Below are 20109 nucleotides of genomic sequence, written 5' to 3' on the forward strand. Positions count from 1 at the left end.
GCAGCCTTATGGTGGTTCAGGTTGAAAACAGTGTTGGATTCATCGCCGGCAAGCCGGTTCCCACAGGGTCAGTGTAGGAGCCGCCGTACCAGCGATGAGGCCGGTATAGCAGGCCGATTACTGATGCACTGGCGCCGTATGGCCTTGCTTGGCGACTTCCCGGGTTTTGCCATACCGTGAAATATCCAGCCCTTCAGCGCTGATTTGCGGCTTTTTGCGCGCAATCAGGTCAGCCAGCAGGCGCCCGGAACCACAGGCCATGGTCCAACCCAGGGTACCGTGGCCGGTGTTGAGGAACAGGTTACGGAATGCGGTGCCACCCACAATCGGGGTTCCATCCGGGGTCGCCGGGCGCAGACCGGTCCAGAAACTGGCCTGGCTCAGGTCACCGCCGCGAGGATAAAGGTCGTTGACGATCATCTCCAGTGTTTCGCGCCGGCGCGGGTTAAGCGACAGGTCAAAACCGGCGATCTCAGCCATGCCACCGACACGGATACGGTTGTCGAAGCGGGTGATGGCGACCTTGTAGGTCTCATCGAGAATGGTCGAGGTCGGCGCCATGTCGGCGTTGGTGATCGGCACGGTCAGCGAATAACCCTTGAGCGGGTACACCGGCGCCTTGATGCCCAGCGGTTTGAGCATCTGCGGCGAGTAGCTGCCCAGCGCCAGCACGTAGCGATCGGCGGTTTCCAGCTTGCCGTCGACCCATACGCCATTGATTCGGTCACCGGCGAAGTCCAGGCGCTGGATGTCCTGGCCAAAGCGGAATTCGACACCCAGCTTGAGGGCCATTTCTGCAAGCTTGGTGGTGAACAGCTGGCAGTCGCCGGTCTGGTCGTTGGGCAGGCGCAGGGCGCCGGCAAGAATGTCCTTGACCCCAGCCAGGGCCGGTTCGACGCGGGCAATGCCATCACGGTCCAGCAGCTCGTAGGGCACGCCCGACTGCTCGAGCACAGCGATGTCCTTGGCAGCAGCATCAACCTGAGCCTGGGTGCGGAACAGCTGGGTAGTGCCCAAAGTGCGGCTTTCGTAAGCGATACCGGTTTCGGCGCGCAGTTCGTCGAGGCAATCGCGGCTGTACTCGGACAGGCGCACCATGCGCTCCTTGTTCACTGCATAGCGGCTGGCGGTGCAGTTGCGCAGCATTTGTGCCATCCACAGGTACTGGTCGACGTCGCCGGTCAGCTTGATGGCCAATGGCGCGTGGCGCTCCAGCAGCCACTTGATGGCTTTGAGCGGCACACCTGGAGCAGCCCAGGGCGAGGCGTAGCCGGGCGAGATCTGGCCTGCGTTGGCGAAGCTGGTTTCCATCGCCACCGCCGGTTGGCGATCGACCACAGTCACTTCAAAACCTTGCCGGGCCAGGTAATAGGCACTGGCGGTTCCGATTACACCGCTACCAAGTACCAGAACTCGCATCGTTGATCCCTCGCACGCGGCGCACCGCATTTTTGTTGATATGGCATGGATGCGCGCAGTATAAAAATTACAGCCCAGTGCAATTCACTATATAAAAGCCTATATTTGGCGAGAATTCTCGGCAAAATCGCCTTTCACGGAGGGGCATCCCCTATGAGAACCCAGCACCAGAGCAAGCGTGAACTGGACAAGATCGACCGCAACATCCTGCGGATCCTGCAGAATGACGGGCGCATTTCCTTCACCGAACTGGGCGAGAAAGTTGGGCTTTCCACCACCCCTTGCACCGAGCGCGTGCGCCGCCTGGAGCGTGAGGGCATCATCATGGGCTACAACGCCCGGCTCAACCCTCAGCACCTGAAGGGCAGCCTGCTGGTGTTCGTGGAAATCAGCCTGGACTACAAGTCGGGCGACACGTTCGAGGAGTTCCGCCGCGCGGTACTCAAGCTGCCACACGTGCTGGAATGCCACTTGGTGTCGGGCGATTTCGATTACCTGGTGAAGGCACGCATTTCGGAGATGGCCTCGTACCGCAAGCTGCTGGGCGACATCCTGCTCAAGCTGCCGCACGTGCGCGAGTCCAAGAGCTACATCGTGATGGAGGAGGTGAAGGAAAGCCTCTGCCTGCCGATCCCGGACTGACGCTAAACCAGCACCTGTCGGGTGGTGGCGATGAACCGGTGGACGAGCTGCTCGGCTTGCGGCTCGATCATCTGTTGCGGGCCACGGCCGCGTGGGCAGGCCATGCGCGGGGTGGTGCCGAACAGGCGGCAGATCATCGGCCTTTCTTCGTATACGGTGCAGCCATTGGGCCCCAGGTGCACACAGTCCAGGCGCTGCAGCGCCGCATCCTGCTCAGCCTGCGACTTGCGCGGCAGGCGGGCCATCTCTTCGGCTGACGTGGTAACCGGGCCACAACAGTCGTGGCAACCATGCTCGCATTCGAAGGAAGGGATGAGTTCGCGCAGGAACTGGATCTTGTGGCGGTTGCAGGACATGGCGAGGAATACATTGAAGATTGAGACTGAATTATAGGCCTCATCGCCGGCTTGCCGCGAATGAGGCCGGTTGCCCGACCCCGAAAGCCCGGCTTATCCTCCCACTTCTGTCTCGATACCCAGGACCCGCCAATGATCCACAGCGCGCAGCACGCCGCCTCCTACTACGCCGCCAGCAGCGCGCCACACCCCGATCACCCGCTCCTGCAAGGCGAGCACAGCGCCGACGTGTGCATCGTTGGCGGCGGCTATTCGGGCCTGAACACCGCCATCGAGCTGGCCGAACGCGGCCTGTCGGTGATCCTGCTGGAAGCGCGCAAGCTCGGCTGGGGGGCCAGCGGGCGCAATGGCGGCCAGCTTATCCGGGGCGTCGGTCACGGCCTGGAGCAGTTCCTTGCGGTGATCGGTGAAGAAGGCGTACGCAGCATGAAGCTGATGGGCCTGGAAGCCGTGGACATCGTCCGTGAGCGGGTCGAGCGCCACGCCATCGCCTGCGACCTGGCCTGGGGTTACTGCGACCTGGCCAACAAGCCCGGCGAGCTGCAAGGCTTCGCCGAAGACGCCGATGAACTGCGCAGCCTGGGCTACCGTCACGAACTGCGCCTGGTGCATAAAGACGATATCCACAGCGTGGTCGGCTCCGACCGTTATGTCGGCGGCCTGATCGACATGGGCTCAGGGCACCTGCACCCGCTCAACCTGGCGCTTGGCGAAGCGGCCGTGGCCAGCCGCCTTGGTGTGCAGCTATACGAGCAATCGGAGGTCAGCCGCATCGAGTACGGCCCCGAAGTGAAGGTGCACACCGCCCAAGGCCGGGTGCGCGCCAAAACCCTGGTGCTGTGCTGCAACGCCTATCACAACGGCCTCAACCGCGAATTGGGCGGCAAAGTGCTGCCAGCCGGCAGCTACATCATCGCCACCGAACCGCTGGGTGAGGAACGCGCGCGCCAATTGCTGCCGCAGAACATGGCGGTGTGCGACCAGCGCGTGGCGCTGGACTACTATCGCCTGTCCGCCGACCACCGTCTGCTGTTCGGCGGTGCCTGCCATTACTCCGGGCGCGACCCACAGGACATTGCCGCCTACATGCGGCCGAAGATGCTCAAGGTGTTCCCGCAACTGGCCGATGTGCGCATCGATTACCAGTGGGGTGGGATGATCGGCATCGGCGCCAACCGCCTGCCACAGGTCGGCCGCCTGGCCAGCCAGCCGAATGTTTATTACGCCCAGGCCTACTCTGGCCATGGGCTCAACGCCACTCACCTGGCAGCGCGCCTGCTGGGTGAAGCCATCAGCGGCCAGCAAAGCGGGCGCTTCGACCTGTTCGCCAAGGTGCCACACATCACCTTCCCTGGCGGCAAACACCTGCGCTCGCCGCTGCTGGCGTTGGGGATGTTGTGGCACAGGCTCAAAGAGCTGACTTGAGACCTGAACGGTCCTGCATGGACCGCGCAGTGTCATGTTGATCAGTCTTTCCAAAAGGGTTTACGCCCCTCGGTCAAGGCCTGCTCCCAGCTCAGCCCAACATCGCGCAACTGCTCATCGGTCAACTGCAGCAACGCCCTGCGGGTGTGCCAGCGATGCAGCATCAGGCCCCAACGCCCCATCCCTTGCGGGGCGTTGAACACCTTGGCCTGCTGCCCGGCTTCCAGTTCCCTGGCCAACAGTTGCAAGCGCACATCGCTCATGCCACCCATCGCTGCGTTCTCCCATTCAGTGATTACTGTGGAGAAAGCATGCGCGCTACCAGCACCGGCAATACAGATTCAATACAGGCTTATTATTCCCATACAGAATTGGCGGATCTGCGGCTGAATGCTGTATTTTCTACGCAACTGTACTGGTCGTGCTTGCAATCGAGCACAGGAGTATGCCGTGACGCTCTACCTGAACCTCGCCGAGCTGCTCGGCACCCGTATCGAGCAAGGCCTGTACCGCCCCGGCCAGCGCCTGCCATCGGTGCGCGCCCTGAGCGTGGAACATGGGGTCAGCCTGAGTACGGTGCAGCAGGCCTACCGCCTGCTGGAAGACAACGGCATGGTGTCGCCACGCCCCAAGTCCGGCTACTTCGTCAACGACCATCGCCACCTCGCCGCACTGCCCGCCGTCAGCCGCCCTGCCCAGCGACCCGTGGACATTTCGCAGTGGGAACAGGTATTGGAGCTGGTGCGCAGCACACCTCGTCAAGACGTCATACAGCTCGGCCGCGGCATGCCCGACATCGACAGCCCGAGCCTCAAGCCCTTGTTGCGCAGCCTCGCCCAGCTCAGCCGGCGCCAGGACATGCCGGGGCTGTATTACGACAACATCCATGGCAACCTCGCTCTGCGTGAGCAGGTTGCCCGCCTGGTGCTGGACTCTGGCTGCCGCCTGGGCCCCGCGGACCTGGTGGTGACGACCGGCTGCCACGAAGCGTTGTCATGCAGCATCCGCGCGGTGTGCGAGCCGGGCGACATTGTCGCGGTCGATTCGCCGAGCTTTCACGGCGCCATGCAAACACTCAAAGGCCTGGGCATGAAGGCGCTGGAGATCCCCACCGACCCGATCACCGGCATCAGCCTGGAAGCCCTGGAACTGGCGCTTGAGCAGTGGCCGATCAAGCTCATCCAGATCACGCCAAGCTGTAATAACCCGCTTGGCTACATCATGCCCGAGGCACGCAAGAAGGCGCTGCTGAACCTGGCCCAGCGCTATGACGTCGCCATCCTCGAAGACGATGTGTATGGCGACCTGGCCTACACCTACCCCCGCCCGCGCACCCTCAAGTCGTTCGACGACGACGGTCGCGTGCTGCTGTGCAGTTCGTTTTCCAAGACGCTAGCCCCGGGCCTGCGCATTGGCTGGGTGGCGCCAGGGCGCTATCTGGAGCGGGTGCTGCACATGAAGTACATCAGCACCGGCAGCACGGCCACCCAGCCGCAGCTGGCGATTGCCGATTTCATCGCCAGCGGCCACTACCACCCCCATGTGCGGCGCATGCGCAGCCAGTACCAGCGCGGCCGCGACCTGATGAGCGACTGGGTAAACCGTTACTTCCCACCTGGCACGCGCGTCAGCCGGCCTCAGGGTGGCTTCATGCTGTGGGTGGAGCTGCCAGAGCATTTCGACACGTTGCGGCTGAACCGCGCTTTACTGGAACAGGGCGTGCAGGTTGCCGTGGGCAGCATCTTTTCCGCCTCAGGCAAGTTCCGCCACTGCCTGCGGATGAATTTCGCCGCGCGGCCAACACCACAGATCGAGGACGCGGTGCGCAAAGTGGGAGAAACCGCCCTTCGTCTACTGGATCAAAGTAACACCGACGGGTAACTTTGCGCCGCCCTATACGGTCCAACCTCTCAAGCCTTTGCCGCACAGGACGATCCACACTTGAGACTCCAGCGAGCTCTGCCCCTGCTGCTGGTGCTGCTAGGCCTTGCAGGCTGCGCCAGCGTCGGTACACCCCGCGAGACCAGCCAGGCACTGCCGGCTAAAGATTCAGCCTTCGGCCGCTCGGTGCTGCGCCAGGCCGCACCCTATGAAGGACGGTCCGGTTTCCGTCTGCTGCCCAACAGCAACGAGGCCTTCCGTGCCCGCGCCGAGCTGATCCGCAACGCGCAGGCCAGCATCGACTTGCAGTACTACATCGTCCACGACGGCCTGAGCACCCGGGCCCTGGTCCATGAACTGCTGCGCGCCGCCGACCGAGGCGTACGCGTGCGTATCCTGCTGGACGACACCACCAGCGACGGCCTGGACACCATCATGGGCACCCTCGACGCCCATCCGAACATCCAGATCCGCGTATTCAACCCACTGCATCTGGGCCGCAGCACGGGGGTGACGCGCGCGGTGGGCCGCCTGTTCAACCTGTCGCGCCAGCACCGGCGCATGCACAACAAGCTGTTCCTGGTGGACAACAGCATGGCCATCGTCGGCGGGCGCAACCTGGGCGATGAGTATTTCGATGCTGAGCCCAACCTGAATTTCACTGACATCGACATGCTCGGCGTGGGCCCGGTGGCCGAACAGCTCGGGCACAGCTTCGACCAGTACTGGAACAGTGCCCTGAGCCGGCCCGTGACTGACTTCCTCTGGCAACTGCCGGATGCCGCCGACCTGCGCGCCAGCCGCCACCGCCTGGAAGTGTCGCTGGCCGAGGCGCGGGTGCAGCGCAAGGCGCTGTATGACCGCCTGATGGCCTATCAGTCGGAGCCTCGGCTGGATGTTTGGCGCAATGAGCTGATCTGGGCCCACAGCCAGGCCTTGTGGGATGCACCGAGCAAGGTGCTGGCAGACGATGAGCCAGACCCGCACCTGCTGATGAGCCAGCAGTTGGCCCCTGACCTGGCAAACGTGCACCACGAGTTGATCCTGGTTTCGGCCTATTTCGTCCCTGGCGAGCCCGGGCTGCTGTACCTGACCGGCCGTGCCGACGCCGGAACGTCGGTCAAGCTGTTGACCAACTCGCTGGAGGCCACCGATGTACCGGCCGTGCATGGCGGGTATGCGCCCTACCGCCGGGCGCTGCTCGAACACGGCGTGCAGCTGTTCGAGTTGCGCCGCCAGCCGGGTGACCCCAGTGCCGGGCGCCTGAATTTCCACGGCGGTTCGGATTCCAGCCTGCACAGCAAGGCGATCGTGTTCGACCGACACAAGACTTTCATCGGCTCGTTCAATTTCGACCCGCGTTCGGTGTTGTGGAATACCGAGGTCGGGGTGCTGGTGGACAGCCCGGAGCTGGCCGAATACACCCGCGAGCTGGCCGTTCAGGGCATGGCGCCTGCGCTGAGTTATCAGGTCAGGCTAGAGAATGACAAGCTGGCCTGGGTGACCGAGGACAACGGCCAACTGCACACCCTGACGGCAGAGCCCGGCGGGCTCTGGCGGCGGTTCAATGCGTGGATCAGCAAGGCCGTCGGGCTGGAGAAAATGCTGTAGCGCAGGGCCTCAGGCGGCAGCAGGCTCGAAGGCACCGCGCCGCCGGGTCAACACCACCAACCCGGCCGCCCCAACTGCCATCAGCAGCGGCAACGCATGGCCACTGAGCCACTGGCTACCCGCACCGGCCAGCAACGGCCCCAGCAGGCAGCCGATACCCCACAGCTGCGCCACATGAGCATTGGCCCGCACAAGTGCATCATCCCGATAACGCTCGCCGATCAGTATCAGCGACAACGTGAACAGGCCACCGGCACTGGCCCCGAACAGCACCCACAACGGCCAGATCGCCGGCGTGTGCACAAGCAACGGAATCGCCAGGCTGGAACACAGCAAGGTCACGGCACAACCGGTGAACAGTGCGCGCCGCGACATGTGGTCGGCCAAGGCGCCAATCGGCAACTGCAGCACCGCGTCGCCAACCACCACGGTACTGACCATGAACAGCGCCAGCTCGGTGGTGAAGCCCTGCTGCAGGCAATACACCGGCAACAGGGTGAGGATCATCGCCTCGAAGGCAGCGAATAGCGCGATGGCCCAGGCAATCACCGGCAGCCGGCGACAAAAGGCGAACAGGTCGCTGAAGGTAACGCTGCAGGCCTCGGTACTCGGCGCGCCGCCACGACCCAACAGCAGCAAGGGCGATAGCAGCAGCAGGCCGGTCGCAGCCCAGAAGCCAAAGTCATCGTCGGAGCCGAGAAAGCCCAGCACCAGCGGCCCTGCCAGCTGGCTCAAGGCATAGCTGCTGCCATACAGCGCCACCAAGCGCCCACGCCACTGCTCGACCACCAACTGGTTGATCCAGCTCTCGCCAAGGATGAACACCACGGTCAGCGACATGCCGATCAGCAAGCGCAGCGCCAGCCACAGCGGGTAGCTGGGCAGCACCGCCAGCAGGCCAATCGACAATGCCCCGCCCCACAGGCACAGGCGCATAGCCGAAGGCACGCCGACCCAGCCGGCCAGGCGGCTGGCCAGGCTGGCACCAATCAGCACGCCCAGCGCGGGCATCGCAGCCATTACGCCGATGGCGAAGCTACCGTAGCCCCAGGCCTCCAGGCGCAGGGACACCAGCGGCATGCTCACGCCGAGCGCGAGCCCGACGCTCAGCACCGATGCCAGCACGGCAAAGTAGGTTCCCCAGCGCATAGCAGCCTCCCAGGCAGAATTCTTGAATGGCAGAAACGACACAGCCGGGACGGTGTGAACCGGCCCGGCTGTCGTTGGGGCTGTAGCGCAGCCCCCCTGGATTTACAGCTTGATCCAGGTCGCTTTCAGCTCGGTGTACTTCTCCAGTGCATGCAGCGACTTGTCACGGCCGTTGCCCGACTGTTTGAAACCACCGAACGGCGCGGTCATGTCGCCGCCATCGTACTGGTTGACCCAGACGCTGCCGGCGCGCACGGCACGGGCAGTCTTGTGGGCCTTGGAAATATCCGACGTCCAGATGCCAGCGGCCAGGCCATACGGCGTGTCGTTGGCAATGGCGATGGCTTCTTCGGCAGTATCGAAGGCGATGACCGACAGCACGGGGCCGAAGATTTCTTCCTGGGCGATCTTCATGGCGTTGGTCACGCCGTCGAAGATGGTCGGCTCGACGTAGGTGCCGCCAGTCTCTTCCAGGGTGCGCTTGCCACCGGCCAGCAACTTGGCGCCGTCCTTGTGGCCGGCGTCGATGTACGACAGCACGGTATTCATCTGCTGGGTGTCGACCAGCGCACCGACGGTGGTCTGCGGATCGAGCGGGTTACCTGGCTTCCAGCCCTTGAGCGCTTCGACCACCATGGGCAGGAACTTGTCCTTGATCGAACGCTCGACCAGCAGGCGCGAACCTGCGGTGCAAACTTCGCCCTGGTTGAAAGCGATGGCGCTGGCAGCAGCTTCGGCGGCGGCTTGCAGGTCCGGTGCGTCGGCAAAGACGATGTTCGGGCTCTTGCCACCGGCTTCCAGCCAGATACGCTTCATGTTCGACTCGCCCGCATACACCATCAACTGCTTGGCGATCTTGGTCGAGCCGGTGAACACCAGGGTGTCTACGTCCATGTGCAGGGCCAGGGCCTTGCCGACGGTGTGGCCGTAGCCTGGCAGCACGTTCAGCACACCGGCCGGGATACCGGCTTCGATGGCCAGCTGGGCGATGCGGATGGCGGTCAGCGGCGACTTCTCGGATGGCTTGAGTACCAGCGAGTTACCGGTGGCCAGGGCTGGTGCGATCTTCCAGCAGGCCATCAGCAGCGGGAAGTTCCACGGTACGATGGCACCGACCACGCCAACTGCTTCGCGGGTAACCAGACCCAGCTGATCACTAGGGGTCGGCGCGACTTCGTCGTAGACCTTGTCGATGGCTTCGGCGGTCCAGTGGATGGCATTGGCCGCGCCCGGCACGTCGATGCTGGAGGAGTCGCCGATCGGCTTGCCCATGTCCAGGGTTTCGAGCAGCGCCAGCTCTTCGACGTTCTTGCGCAGCAGGTCGGCGAAGCGGATCAGCTTGGCCTTGCGCTTGGCCGGGGCCAGCTGCGACCAGACGCCGGAATCGAACGTTGCGCGGGCGTTTTCCACAGCGCGATTGGCATCGGCCAGGTCGCAGCTGGCAACCTTGGCCAGGAAGCGTCCGTCGACCGGGCTCAGGCAGTCGAAGGTTTCACCGGATGCGGCGTCGGTGTATTCGCCGTTGATGAAGGCACGTCCTTCGATCTTCAGTTGCTGGGCACGTTGCTCCCAGTCTGCACGAGTCAGGGTGGTCATACGAAACTCCTCCTCTTGTTTAGGTGCAACGCCGCACTGAGGACTCACAGGCGTTGTCAGAATTCTGGCCGGGCGACAAGCGCACACTGGCAAGCGATACCCTAAACCAGCCAGTGCAAACTATCAATATATTTGACACATAAGGCCTAAAAGCCTACTGATGTGCATTTTATTAAACAAAAATAGGAGCTGCACCATGAACATCGCCAGCATCATCGACTTCGCCCAAGTCCTCACCGAGGCTGAACGCTACCGTCCCGCGGCAGAAAAAATCCTCAAGGGCGAGCCGGACCAGGCTGTCTACAACCATTATTCCACCCCGTGCGGACAGTTCGCCGCAGGTGTCTGGGAAGGTGAGGTCGGGCAGTGGACAGTGAACTACACCGAGCATGAATACTGCGAGATCGTGCAGGGCGTTTCGGTACTGCGCGACCCGGATGGCGGCACCAAGACCCTGCGTGCCGGTGATCGGTTTGTCATCCCGGCCGGCTTCAAGGGCACCTGGGAAGTGCTGGAGCCGTGCCGCAAGATTTATGTGATGTTCGAGCAGAAATGAGTGCGACGCCGGCGTGGTGATTAATTACCACAGCCCGGCAAGCCAAGAGCGTGATCCTTGCAGCGTCCAATTCAGGACAATCCAAGGAGAATCATCATGACTACCGACATCCTCGGCGCCGCTCGTCACGTGATTGGCTCGCAGTATGTAGAAAGCGTCAAGCCCTACATCGTCGAACTCACTGGCCTGATGAGCGCCGCAGGCCCACGTGACATCACCACCAAGGACATACGCTCCGACAGGGTGATGATCAGCGTCGATACCGCCGACACCATCGACGGCCTGCACATCAGCTGATCCCCACTGCTGATCGCTACAAGAAAGGGGCTCCAGACGGAGCCCCTTTCTTGTTGGCAGCCACGTAAAAAAAAAACCCGCGTCCTTTCGGATGCGGGTTTTTTCAGGTCGCCGATCAATTACTTGATCTTGGCTTCCTTGTACACCACGTGCTTGCGAACAACGGGATCGTATTTCTTGATCTCGATTTTGTCCGGGGTGGTGCGCTTGTTCTTGTCGGTGGTGTAGAAGTGGCCAGTGCCAGCACTCGAAACCAGACGGATCAATTCACGCATGACGTTCTCCTTAGAACTTTTCGCCGCGAGCACGCAGCTCGGCCAGCACTACGTCGATACCACGCTTGTCAATGACGCGCATGCCTTTGGCAGATACGCGCAGACGCACGAAACGGTTCTCGGATTCAACCCAGAAACGGTGGTGCTGCAGGTTCGGCAGGAAACGACGACGGGTTTTGTTGTTTGCGTGGGAAATGTTGTTCCCGGTTACTGGACCCTTACCAGTAACTTGACAGACTCTCGACATGACTCAGCCCTCTAAAACCACATGCCCAACCCGGCATGGGTTGGCCGCTTAATCTCTCAGTCTTTGGCGCCAGGCGCCGTGATTCTGGAGGTCTTACCGACCGGATCCGCTGATGCGACAGGCCGAGCCCCTAGAAAAGAGCGCTGCTTTATACCAGAAAGACTGCATTGCAACAACTGCTGATGAGCATCTGTCGGAGACAAATCGTGCGCGAGCAGCATAGCGGCTAGCCCGGCGAACTGTCGACCACTCGTCGCCAGCCGGTAGAAAAAGAGGGTGGTCATTTCCTGATGCGCACACTAGGGTAGGACGTTTCCAGACTGCACTGGCAGATGGGCCACTGACAGCCAAGGAGTCACGATGCGTGCCGCCGCCCTTTCCTTAATGCTCACCTCCCTGCTTGCTGCCGGCATCGCCCAGGCCGCGCCACTGAGCGTCTGCAGCGAAGCCAGCCCCGAGGGCTTCGACGTGGTCCAGTACAACTCGCTGACCACCACCAACGCCTCGGCCGACGTACTGATGAACCGCCTGGTCGAGTTCGACGCAGGCCAAGGCAAGGTCGTCCCCAGCCTGGCGCAAAGCTGGACAGTGTCGGCTGACGGCCTGGTGTACGACTTCAAGCTGCGTGAAGGGGTCAAATTCCACTCCACGCCTTATTTCAAGCCAACCCGCGCCCTCGATGCCGACGATGTGCTATTCAGCTTCCAGCGCATGCTCTACCCCGCCCACGCCTGGCACAAGACCGCACCGGGTGGCTACCCGCACGCCCAATCACTGCAACTGGGCAGCCTGATCAAGTCGATCGAGGCGCCGGAGCCGAACAGCGTACGCTTCACCCTGACCCACCCCGATGCGACCTTCCTGGCCACCTTGAGCATGGGCTTTGCTTCGATCTACTCCGCCGAGTACGCCGACAAACTGCTCAAGGCAGGCACCCCGGAGAAGCTCAATAGCCAGCCGATCGGCACCGGCCCGTTCGTCTTCCAGCGCTACCAGAAGGACGCCGTGGTGCGCTACCGCGCCAACCCGGACTACTTTGATGGCAAGCCTGCGGTCGATCCGCTGATCTTCGCCATCACTACCGATGCCAACGTACGCCTGCAGAAGCTCAAGCGTGGTGAATGCCAGGTGGCCCTGTCACCCAAGCCCCTGGACGTTGCCGAAGCAGGCAAGGACGGTAACCTCAAGGTCGTCACGACACCGGCCTTCATGACCGCTTTCGTTGCCATCAACAGCGAGCACCCGCCGCTGGACAAACCCGAAGTGCGCCAGGCGATCAACCTGGCCTTCGACAAGCAGGCCTACCTCAAGGCCGTTTTCGAAGGCACCGCCACCGCCGCCAACGGCCCCTACCCGCCCAACACCTGGAGCTATGCCAAGGACCTGCCCGGCTACCCGCTGGATCTCAAGCGAGCCAAGGCGCTGCTGAGCAAGGCCGGTTACGCAGATGGGTTCAGCACCACGATCTGGACCCGCCCGTCAGGCAGCCTGCTCAACCCCAACCCAAGCCTGGGCGCGCAGATGCTCCAGGCAGACCTGGCCAAGATCGGCATCAAGGCCGAAATCCGCGTGATCGAATGGGGTGAGCTGATCCGTCGGGCCAAGGCTGGCGAGCATGACCTGCTGTTCATGGGCTGGGCCGGCGACAACGGCGACCCGGACAACTTCCTCAGCCCGCAGTTTTCCTGTGCGGCGGCAAAGTCGGGGACCAACTTCGCGCGGTTCTGCGACAGCCGGCTGGACCAGTTGATCAGTGCAGGGCGTACCACCAACGACCAGAGTGTACGCAGCCGGTTGTACCAGCAGGCGCAGACGCTGATCCAGCAGCAGGCGCTGTGGGTGCCGCTGGCGCACCCGACGGCGGCAGCGCTGTTGCGCGAGGGCGTCGAGGGTTATCAGGCAAGCCCGTTCGGGCGGCTGGATTTCAGCAAGGTTTCGGTGAAGCGCTGAACCCTGGCTTTGCAGGCTCGACCAAATGCCGGCTTGCCGGCGACTGGTCGAGCCTGCAAACAGGCAGCCACTAAGCGACAATCCATCCCTGCTCCACCATCGACAGCGGCTCCCCATCACCCACGATGATGTGATCGAGCACCCGCACATCGATCAGCGCCAACCCCTGCTTCAATGCAAGCGTCATGTGCACGTCGTCCTGGCTCGGCTCACTATTGCCCGAAGGATGGTTGTGGCAATTATGGTATATGTTCGGAAACGTTGCAGATCTGGAGCTACCGATGCCAGACGTCCCTTTCTGCGAGATCCGAATGATTCGTACTGCCTCCAGCGGCCTCAGGCCATACCTGCTGGTGCAGGGGGTTCCAGTGATCCTAGCAAACCTCTGGGCGGAGGATTTGCTCCACAGATCGCGTCTCAATACCGTCGAAAATTACCTACGTGACATCGCTATCGCGTACGAGTGGGCTCTCAGCCGAGGTTCTCCACTGGAAGCGAAGCTTGAGCGCCTAGCGGTGTTCAGCTCAGCGGAACTGACATCGCTGGCCGAACGCCTCTGCTCCACCAAACGCGGTGCGGGTGCGAGCCAATCGACATGCACCCGACGACTCGAAGCTGTCAAATCATTCATAGATTTCTCCTTCGAGCACTACGTTGAGCTCAATCGACTAGGTCTACTTGAGCAAAGCCAAGCGGAAAAAAACAAAGCCAAGAATCTGCGAAATCTTCAAAAAAAAATCACCAAGATTGCATATCAATCAGAACCGCCGCTACCAGCAACGCCACTTGACTCCGGCGGACAAGCCTTATTCAAAGGGGTGCTCAGTCCTGATGACTTTAGGAACCCATTCCAAAGTAAACAGATACAGGCACGCAATTACTGTCTGTTCTTAGTAATGCTTGAAACACTTGCCAGGCGTGGCGAAGTGGTTCTCATAGAACTCGACGACGTTGACCTTGGTCCCTCACCTACAATACGCATCAAGCGCCCAAGCGATATCAACAGGGAGCGGAGACTGGACGGGGCTAGTCTCAAGACGCGCGGTCGGATAGTCCCCATAACCGCATCGGTAGCCGCGGTTCTGAACGAATACATTTCCGATCATCGCCCTAAACTGATCAAACCAAAAAGACCTTGTACAGCCCTATTCGTGAGTTCCCGTGACGGGAGACGGCTATCTGCGCGAACCGTAAACACCATTCTTCGTACCGTTGCAGCCAGCCTCGGCTTGCCAAACTTTTCAACACGAATTCATCCGCACGGCTTGAGGGCGACAGGGGCAAATATAGCTCGCAAAAAGTTTGAAAAAAGTGGCGCCAACAGCATTAATGTAAAAGATGCTCTGGCGTATCTGGGCGGATGGAGCCCCAGCAGCGAAAGTGTTCAGCGCTACTCTCGACAGGCCATATCTGATCGGCTCGGCGAAATAATCAGAAGCTCAGACAGCTCAAATTTTCGAGGCAATGAAGATGATTAAAATTTCGCCTGCCGAACTCGTAGCCGAGATTGAATGTCGCTTCGGCATCGAGGCCGATGCCTTTCCTTCCACAGTCAAATCCACCTTCGGTCAGGCTATAACAATTCACAACAATGATGCGTGGGTTGAGAGAATAACGGTAGAGATTGTCGGGTGTGCTCCGATGAATATTGCGTGGAGCAAGCCCCTACATTCTAACTTGTTAGTTGAGTGGCTACTCAGAGGGTGGTTCATCGACAGACTCCAAACCCACATCGACCTTAGGCCTCTGATTGTCGTCCAGCGGCTTCTGGCCCAGCATAAATTTTCGGGAAATGACGCGGATACTATTGGCAATAGGTTATCGACATTTGCTGTACGTGAATGCACTCGATTAAAAGCATCAAGCTGGTATGAGGAGCTAGTTGCTCTTCGAGTATTTTATCGATGGTGCTTGGATGAAGAAGTCCCAGGCTTCAACGAACATGACAGCCTTGAACTATCACAGCTTACAGTAAAGGCGCATGATAACAGGCATTTAGTCACGATGCGAGATGATGACTTTGGCCCTTTCACTCGCGTACAACTCGCGAACATTGAGATGAAGCTTGCCAACAATCCGCTCATCACTCATGCCCAACGCACGCTTTTTTTGCTCTGTCGCGACTGGGCTCTTCGCCCTATACAGTTGGCCCTAATGCAGGTTACTGACTTCGGGATCGATGAGGGCGGCCCCTTTGTAAAGGTGCCGAGTGTTAAAGGAATTAGACGTTCAAGGCTCAGGAGGCATCCGAGCAACCTGGTAAAACGTTACATCGCTAACGATACTGCAGAGGCAGTAGAACTTCAGTGCACTTTAGCTGAGACCCAATGCAATGCCGCATCGAAGGAAATCAACGCGATATGTGCCAGGCATGGAATAAGCACTCCAGTACTTCCTACGCCGTTGTTTCCCTCGGCGTACACAACCGAAAACCGCCTTTTACGCTTCCTCACCAACCCCAAGCTGACACCATTCACATTACATCTCGACAACCATAGAATAAGTTATGCGCTAACATCTCTCACTTGGATACTCCAGTTACCAGACCCTCATCGACCCATACAAAAAACAGAGCCCTTCATGCGGATCACCGCGTACCGACTGCGCAGGACCAAGGCTACTTCAATGGTTCTTTCCGGTGCATCCCCTGAAGAGGTCGCTGAAGCTTTAGATCATTCAAATCTGAACTCTATAAAGCACTACTTCCATTACAACCTTGAGCTGCAAGAGTTCATAAATACGACCCACATGGCAAGCCCGGAGATCAATGCAGCCGTGCAGATGTGGTGCGGCAAATTCATGGAAGAAATCCCTGACAGATCCGCGCTAAGGCCAATAAGTGGCTTAGGATCATGCAATTCTGAAGAGCCATGTCCTTACCACCCGACGGTCACTTGCTATGCATGCCCTAAATTCAGACCTAGCCGTCATGCTAATCATGAAGGGGCTTTAGCAGACATCACTAAATTCCAGCAGATGCTCGGGAGCAATTCCACTGGCGCTATGGCCCAACAGGTCGAAGCAGCAATTCACGGCGCTAAGTCAGTAATCATTGCTGTGAAGGAGTTGAAAGAATGAGCATATCAATGATGGTCTTAGACGACCGATACAAACATGCAGAGCAACAATTTAATGACCTCAAGGCCAACGGATTAGTAGCAGGAGATTTCGAGGGCAAGGTATGGCAGTATCGATCGAGTAATATTCCCTTCACATCACTCGATCCTCTCAACAGGCGAAATCAAGACCAACCCCCTCTCCCGCTAGTGATTGGCAAGCTTGCGCGCTGCTTTATAGTTAAAGAAATTCTGGCACATCCGTCAGCAGAGCTGATTATCGGCAGAATGGCCTCGATTAGGCATCTATCCGCAGTAATGGATAGCGAAAACATTGAGTGGAGCGACATAACGCGCAAAGTCTTCGACCGCACCGTAGACTCGATCAGGCATGGACGTTCAGACTCTACCATTTACCATAGAGCAAATGCCCTCAAGGCATTTGTTGATTTCCTCAACCAACTTAGCGTAATGGTCGATGGAGTACTGCTGCGATTCGTCGATAGGTTTATCAAATGGCAAACTGGGATACCCAACCCGACTCATAGTGCGCTTGAACTCACATCACGAGAGTTTCAGCAAAGAGAAGAAAATCTATACTCTTCTGACTTGCACAAAGGGATTGCACAAGCCAGGTGGTTGATCAAGCAGAACCCACATTTGGAGCCAACTGCGGGCTTCGATAGAATTCGACTTGAGGCGACCTGCTTTGGAATGGCGCTCGGTTTGAGAGTTGGTGAGATCGCGAATCTTCCAAAGAGTTGCCTTTTCCAAGATCCCAACACTCACACGACGTTCGTACGAGTGCCTGTAGAAAAAAACTGCATCCCCAACGCCGTACCCGTCGCAGACCTATGGAGCGCACCACTCACCGAAGCGTACGAGTACTTGCTGGCTGTCACTCAGGATGCTAGAGAGCGTGCTCTTGACATTGAAACCAATGGTTTCTCATTTATAGATAAAGCACTCGCAGCCTATCGCGCTAACCATCCGTTAGATCCCGGCGCGGTGGATCAACTCTCATCGTTGGATCTGCCCGTAGAACATCACTACTTTGTTGAGGAGATATGTAAGTGCTTCCCCGTATCTCCAAAAGAGCTCTACAGTGGTGGGCGATTTTACAGCAGCAGCGTTGAACTCCCTAGAATAACGGCCGCTCGAATCGCAATTTGGATAGATGAACGAATGCATAATTGGGATTGGTCTAATTTTCTCAATGAGTACAAAAAGAACTGTTATAGCGTATCCGTCATTGACATTGCAAAACACACAAAATCCTCCGAGGCGTCAGTAAAAAAGAGCAAATGGTTTGTAGATCACCTGCGCACCTTTCTCAAGGGAATGGTTCACGACGGGCTTTTCAAGCCTGGAAACAATCCTTCACATGCGCAACTCTTCGACATCCGGAATGAGTGGGCAAGCATCAGAGAACTTATGTTATCTCAAAGAGGATTCGGGGCGGGAGTACCATCCCTGGTCATAGATATCAGACTGCTCAAGCGCCTTTTAGAAGATAAATACAGATTTCACCTGCGACGCCATTTTGAAGAACAATTTTCAATGCCTGGTGATGGAAGTGAAGCACCTTATCATGCGAAGCACACTGCCAAAGGTTATCCTAGCAAGCTGAGTGACAACTTACTTGTAATCTGGGAAAACCAGTTTGACTCGATATCTGAGCTAGGGATCATCCCCCGCCCCCTATTTAGAGCCGATCTCTACAACTATCTCTCTTCGAACTCCTCAAAAAAAACAATCTTTCAGCGCCTTGACCTACGAGGGCAAGACGGTGAAATCTTTTCCATCACTCCTCATCAAATCCGTCGTTGGGTTACCACGGCAATTCTTCGTTCTGGTCCCTCTGAAACAGCTGTGGACCTATGGATGGGGCGAACCCCACGCCAAAGCCGTCAATATGACTACCGTACTGCCAAAGAGCGAGCAGAATATGTGAGATCTTTATACTTGGCCGTTGACCCTCCCCCAGACTTTTTGGGCAGGCTAGTAATCCGATGGCGGGAGGAGTCAATCGCTGACGAACAAATCGAAGAGATGATCATCGAGAAACTCAGCATTCTCAACCTAACGCCTTGGGGCGGGTGTACACGTGAGCTCTATATCAGTCCGTGCGACAGGGGCCTCATGTGTATCAGAGGCTTCGGTACAGATTCTGGATGTAAATCCTTTCACCTGAACCCTGATGATCTGGAAGCAAAGGCCGCTATCGAGAGCTTACTCAGCGAGTACGAGAAAATTTTGAGGGCAATTTTTGACAACCAAACTGACATCACGTCTAGTATTGAGGCTGAGCTCGATAATACTCACGCTTTCGATCAGCACGTTCTGTTTGTGATGGATATGGTTACGAGCTGCAAAACGGCCTTAGAAGCTTACTCAAAACCTAAGAAGGCTTCATCATGAAGCAGGAAAAAAAATGGAAGGACCACGTGCGGTCCATTCTCGCCGAATATGAGGCCGGACGGGTTCAGGAACCGCTCACCCAAAGTGGCCTTGCCCAGCAGGCGGGTGTTAGTCGTCAAACGCTCTGGAGAGATGAGGAAATACGATCTTTATATACGGCCACTCAGACCCATCTTAAAGACTTCAAAAAGGTCGGGCGTAAAAATAGTGATGCGAGAATTTATGCTCTCGAAGCACAGCTACAAAAAGCACGCATGGAGAACAATCGATTAATTCAGACAATCGTCAAAGCCGCTCAGCTAATGACCGAGGATGCAATTGACCCAAGACGATACTTCGAAGATACCACGAGCTGACTCACCAGCTATCCTCGTCTGTAAAGTTCCTTGAAGAAGCCATACTCACGGCACTCGGAGCTGTTAGGCTGGTAATACCGACGACCGCCTTGAACGGTGTAACACCTGTACAAACGATCCTCGCTTTCATGAATGACCTCCAGATGCTCCATCGCCCACCCGCTACTACCGTTCATCCACCCGGGAGTAACAATCTGAAGGGATAACTCAACGGCACCATTCAGGGTTAAACGCGTGAACTGCTCCAGCCCACGCATGTCCTCCAGAAAGAAGACCTCCACACACGTGTCCTCTCCCCGCTCCCTCGTCACCGTGATGTGAATCCATGGCGATGACAGCCGTTGCTCCACGAAATGCCAAGCCTGCTGATCCTCAGCCAGCCAGGCGAAGGAGCGATCCACCTCTGCCCATCGGTTGGTGATAAACATCATGACCCCCTCTCAAATGAACAGCATACATTGTAGTCATATACTGTTCACGGGTGCCTCATCTTTCCTTTTGCGGAAGATGCAAAGTGGAATTGAGACAGGCATTCGGTCGGGTTCTGAAGTGGATGCGAGTCCAGCAAAAGCTGACCCAAGAAGACTTCGCGACGGTGAGCAGTCGTACCTACATCAGCACGCTGGAAAGGGGACGATACGTCCCGACCATCGAGAAACTGGACACCATCGCACCAGTGCTGGGAGTTCATCCGATCACATTACTGGTTGGGAGCTATGCCCTCAAAGAGAACCGAGCAGTGGCAGAGTTACTCGCTCAAATCACTCAAGAAGCTGAACGCATGGACCTTGCAACGGCCTTCCCGGACTCAAGCAAAACCTCACACCAGAGCTGATCACCACCTGCTAATGCCGCGAAGCGATTGCCCAAGC

Annotated in this window: 20 protein-coding genes and 1 pseudogene; 12 read left to right on the forward strand and 9 right to left on the reverse strand. The window is 58.4% G+C overall.

Going from position 1 to position 20109, the window contains the following annotated elements; translation table 11 throughout:
• Window positions 1–117: 117 nt before the first annotated feature.
• On the reverse strand, window positions 118–1419 hold the full coding sequence (dadA, locus tag ACEWE8_RS08290) for a D-amino acid dehydrogenase (RefSeq protein WP_046786885.1): 1302 nt from the start codon (window positions 1417–1419) through the stop codon (window positions 118–120).
• A 153-nt stretch (window positions 1420–1572) separates the two neighbouring features.
• Here dadA and dadR point away from each other — a divergent pair, with 153 nt between their 5' ends.
• Entirely contained in the window at window positions 1573–2061 is a 489-nt protein-coding gene (gene dadR, locus ACEWE8_RS08295) for a transcriptional regulator DadR (protein ID WP_003258963.1), read from the forward strand.
• A 2-nt stretch (window positions 2062–2063) separates the two neighbouring features.
• Here the strand turns inward: dadR and ACEWE8_RS08300 are convergent, their stop codons facing one another.
• Window positions 2064–2417: a YkgJ family cysteine cluster protein gene (locus ACEWE8_RS08300; protein ID WP_046786884.1), complete on the reverse strand. Its 354-nt coding sequence runs from the start codon at window positions 2415–2417 to the stop codon at window positions 2064–2066.
• Window positions 2418–2549: 132 nt separating this feature from the next.
• Here ACEWE8_RS08300 and ACEWE8_RS08305 point away from each other — a divergent pair, with 132 nt between their 5' ends.
• Window positions 2550–3842, forward strand: a complete 1293-nt coding sequence (locus ACEWE8_RS08305; RefSeq protein ID WP_046786883.1) for an FAD-binding oxidoreductase — start codon at window positions 2550–2552, stop codon at window positions 3840–3842.
• Window positions 3843–3883: 41 nt separating this feature from the next.
• On the opposite strand, the gene ACEWE8_RS08310 is transcribed toward ACEWE8_RS08305, so the two are convergent.
• On the reverse strand, window positions 3884–4114 hold the full coding sequence (locus ACEWE8_RS08310; RefSeq protein ID WP_046786882.1) for a DUF1127 domain-containing protein: 231 nt from the start codon (window positions 4112–4114) through the stop codon (window positions 3884–3886).
• A gap of 178 nt (window positions 4115–4292) precedes the next feature.
• Between ACEWE8_RS08310 and ACEWE8_RS08315 the strand changes: the two genes are divergently transcribed.
• Both ACEWE8_RS08315 and ACEWE8_RS08320 read left to right on the forward strand, forming a co-directional pair.
• Complete coding sequence (locus ACEWE8_RS08315) at window positions 4293–5723, forward strand: PLP-dependent aminotransferase family protein (protein WP_161872405.1); 1431 nt, start codon at window positions 4293–4295, stop codon at window positions 5721–5723.
• Between the two features lie 60 nt (window positions 5724–5783).
• Window positions 5784–7334: a phospholipase D family protein gene (locus ACEWE8_RS08320; RefSeq protein WP_046786880.1), complete on the forward strand. Its 1551-nt coding sequence runs from the start codon at window positions 5784–5786 to the stop codon at window positions 7332–7334.
• Window positions 7335–7343: 9 nt separating this feature from the next.
• On the opposite strand, the gene ACEWE8_RS08325 is transcribed toward ACEWE8_RS08320, so the two are convergent.
• Both ACEWE8_RS08325 and ACEWE8_RS08330 read right to left on the reverse strand, forming a co-directional pair.
• Entirely contained in the window at window positions 7344–8483 is a 1140-nt protein-coding gene (locus tag ACEWE8_RS08325; protein ID WP_046786879.1) for an MFS transporter, read from the reverse strand.
• A gap of 102 nt (window positions 8484–8585) precedes the next feature.
• Entirely contained in the window at window positions 8586–10079 is a 1494-nt protein-coding gene (locus tag ACEWE8_RS08330; RefSeq protein WP_046786878.1) for an aldehyde dehydrogenase, read from the reverse strand.
• 196 nt (window positions 10080–10275) lie between these two features.
• On the opposite strand from ACEWE8_RS08330, the gene ACEWE8_RS08335 reads away from it, so the two are divergent.
• Window positions 10276–10635, forward strand: coding sequence for a cupin domain-containing protein (locus ACEWE8_RS08335; RefSeq protein ID WP_046786877.1), 360 nt, complete (start codon window positions 10276–10278; stop codon window positions 10633–10635).
• Window positions 10636–10731: 96 nt separating this feature from the next.
• Window positions 10732–10932 (forward strand): hypothetical protein, encoded by a 201-nt coding sequence (locus ACEWE8_RS08340; protein ID WP_046786876.1) that lies wholly within the window; start codon window positions 10732–10734, stop codon window positions 10930–10932.
• Between the two features lie 119 nt (window positions 10933–11051).
• Here the strand turns inward: ACEWE8_RS08340 and rpmG are convergent, their stop codons facing one another.
• On the reverse strand, window positions 11052–11207 hold the full coding sequence (gene rpmG, locus ACEWE8_RS08345; protein ID WP_003253507.1) for a 50S ribosomal protein L33: 156 nt from the start codon (window positions 11205–11207) through the stop codon (window positions 11052–11054).
• Window positions 11208–11217: 10 nt separating this feature from the next.
• Window positions 11218–11454, reverse strand: coding sequence for a 50S ribosomal protein L28 (gene rpmB / locus ACEWE8_RS08350; protein WP_012312138.1), 237 nt, complete (start codon window positions 11452–11454; stop codon window positions 11218–11220).
• Between the two features lie 360 nt (window positions 11455–11814).
• Here rpmB and ACEWE8_RS08355 point away from each other — a divergent pair, with 360 nt between their 5' ends.
• Window positions 11815–13404, forward strand: a complete 1590-nt coding sequence (locus tag ACEWE8_RS08355; RefSeq protein ID WP_395589245.1) for an ABC transporter substrate-binding protein — start codon at window positions 11815–11817, stop codon at window positions 13402–13404.
• Window positions 13405–13474: 70 nt separating this feature from the next.
• Here ACEWE8_RS08355 and ACEWE8_RS08360 read toward each other — a convergent pair.
• Window positions 13475–13642, reverse strand: a pseudogene (locus tag ACEWE8_RS08360) (JAB domain-containing protein); the annotation flags it as partial.
• Window positions 13643–13715: 73 nt separating this feature from the next.
• Here ACEWE8_RS08360 and ACEWE8_RS08365 point away from each other — a divergent pair.
• The 4 genes from ACEWE8_RS08365 to ACEWE8_RS08380 are packed head-to-tail and all read left to right on the forward strand — an operon-like array spanning window position 13716 to window position 19237.
• Window positions 13716–14882 carry a tyrosine-type recombinase/integrase gene (locus tag ACEWE8_RS08365; RefSeq protein WP_223817826.1) on the forward strand — a complete coding sequence of 389 codons (1167 nt, stop codon included), beginning with the start codon at window positions 13716–13718 and terminating at the stop codon, window positions 14880–14882.
• Entirely contained in the window at window positions 14875–16482 is a 1608-nt protein-coding gene (locus ACEWE8_RS08370; protein ID WP_003253494.1) for a site-specific integrase, read from the forward strand. Before ACEWE8_RS08365 ends, ACEWE8_RS08370 begins: the two co-directional genes overlap by 8 nt.
• Window positions 16479–18881 carry a hypothetical protein gene (locus ACEWE8_RS08375; protein ID WP_003253492.1) on the forward strand — a complete coding sequence of 801 codons (2403 nt, stop codon included), beginning with the start codon at window positions 16479–16481 and terminating at the stop codon, window positions 18879–18881. Before ACEWE8_RS08370 ends, ACEWE8_RS08375 begins: the two co-directional genes overlap by 4 nt.
• On the forward strand, window positions 18878–19237 hold the full coding sequence (locus tag ACEWE8_RS08380; protein ID WP_003253491.1) for a hypothetical protein: 360 nt from the start codon (window positions 18878–18880) through the stop codon (window positions 19235–19237). Before ACEWE8_RS08375 ends, ACEWE8_RS08380 begins: the two co-directional genes overlap by 4 nt.
• Before the next feature lie 8 nt (window positions 19238–19245).
• Here the strand turns inward: ACEWE8_RS08380 and ACEWE8_RS08385 are convergent, their stop codons facing one another.
• Window positions 19246–19668 carry a hypothetical protein gene (locus ACEWE8_RS08385; RefSeq protein ID WP_003253488.1) on the reverse strand — a complete coding sequence of 141 codons (423 nt, stop codon included), beginning with the start codon at window positions 19666–19668 and terminating at the stop codon, window positions 19246–19248.
• Window positions 19669–19751: 83 nt separating this feature from the next.
• Here ACEWE8_RS08385 and ACEWE8_RS08390 point away from each other — a divergent pair, with 83 nt between their 5' ends.
• Entirely contained in the window at window positions 19752–20072 is a 321-nt protein-coding gene (locus ACEWE8_RS08390) for a helix-turn-helix domain-containing protein (RefSeq protein ID WP_003253486.1), read from the forward strand.
• Window positions 20073–20109: the final 37 nt, after the last annotated feature.

It is taken from the genome of Pseudomonas sp. TR47, from assembly GCF_044143025.1.
Taxonomy (GTDB): Bacteria; Pseudomonadota; Gammaproteobacteria; order Pseudomonadales; family Pseudomonadaceae; genus Aquipseudomonas; species Aquipseudomonas putida_E.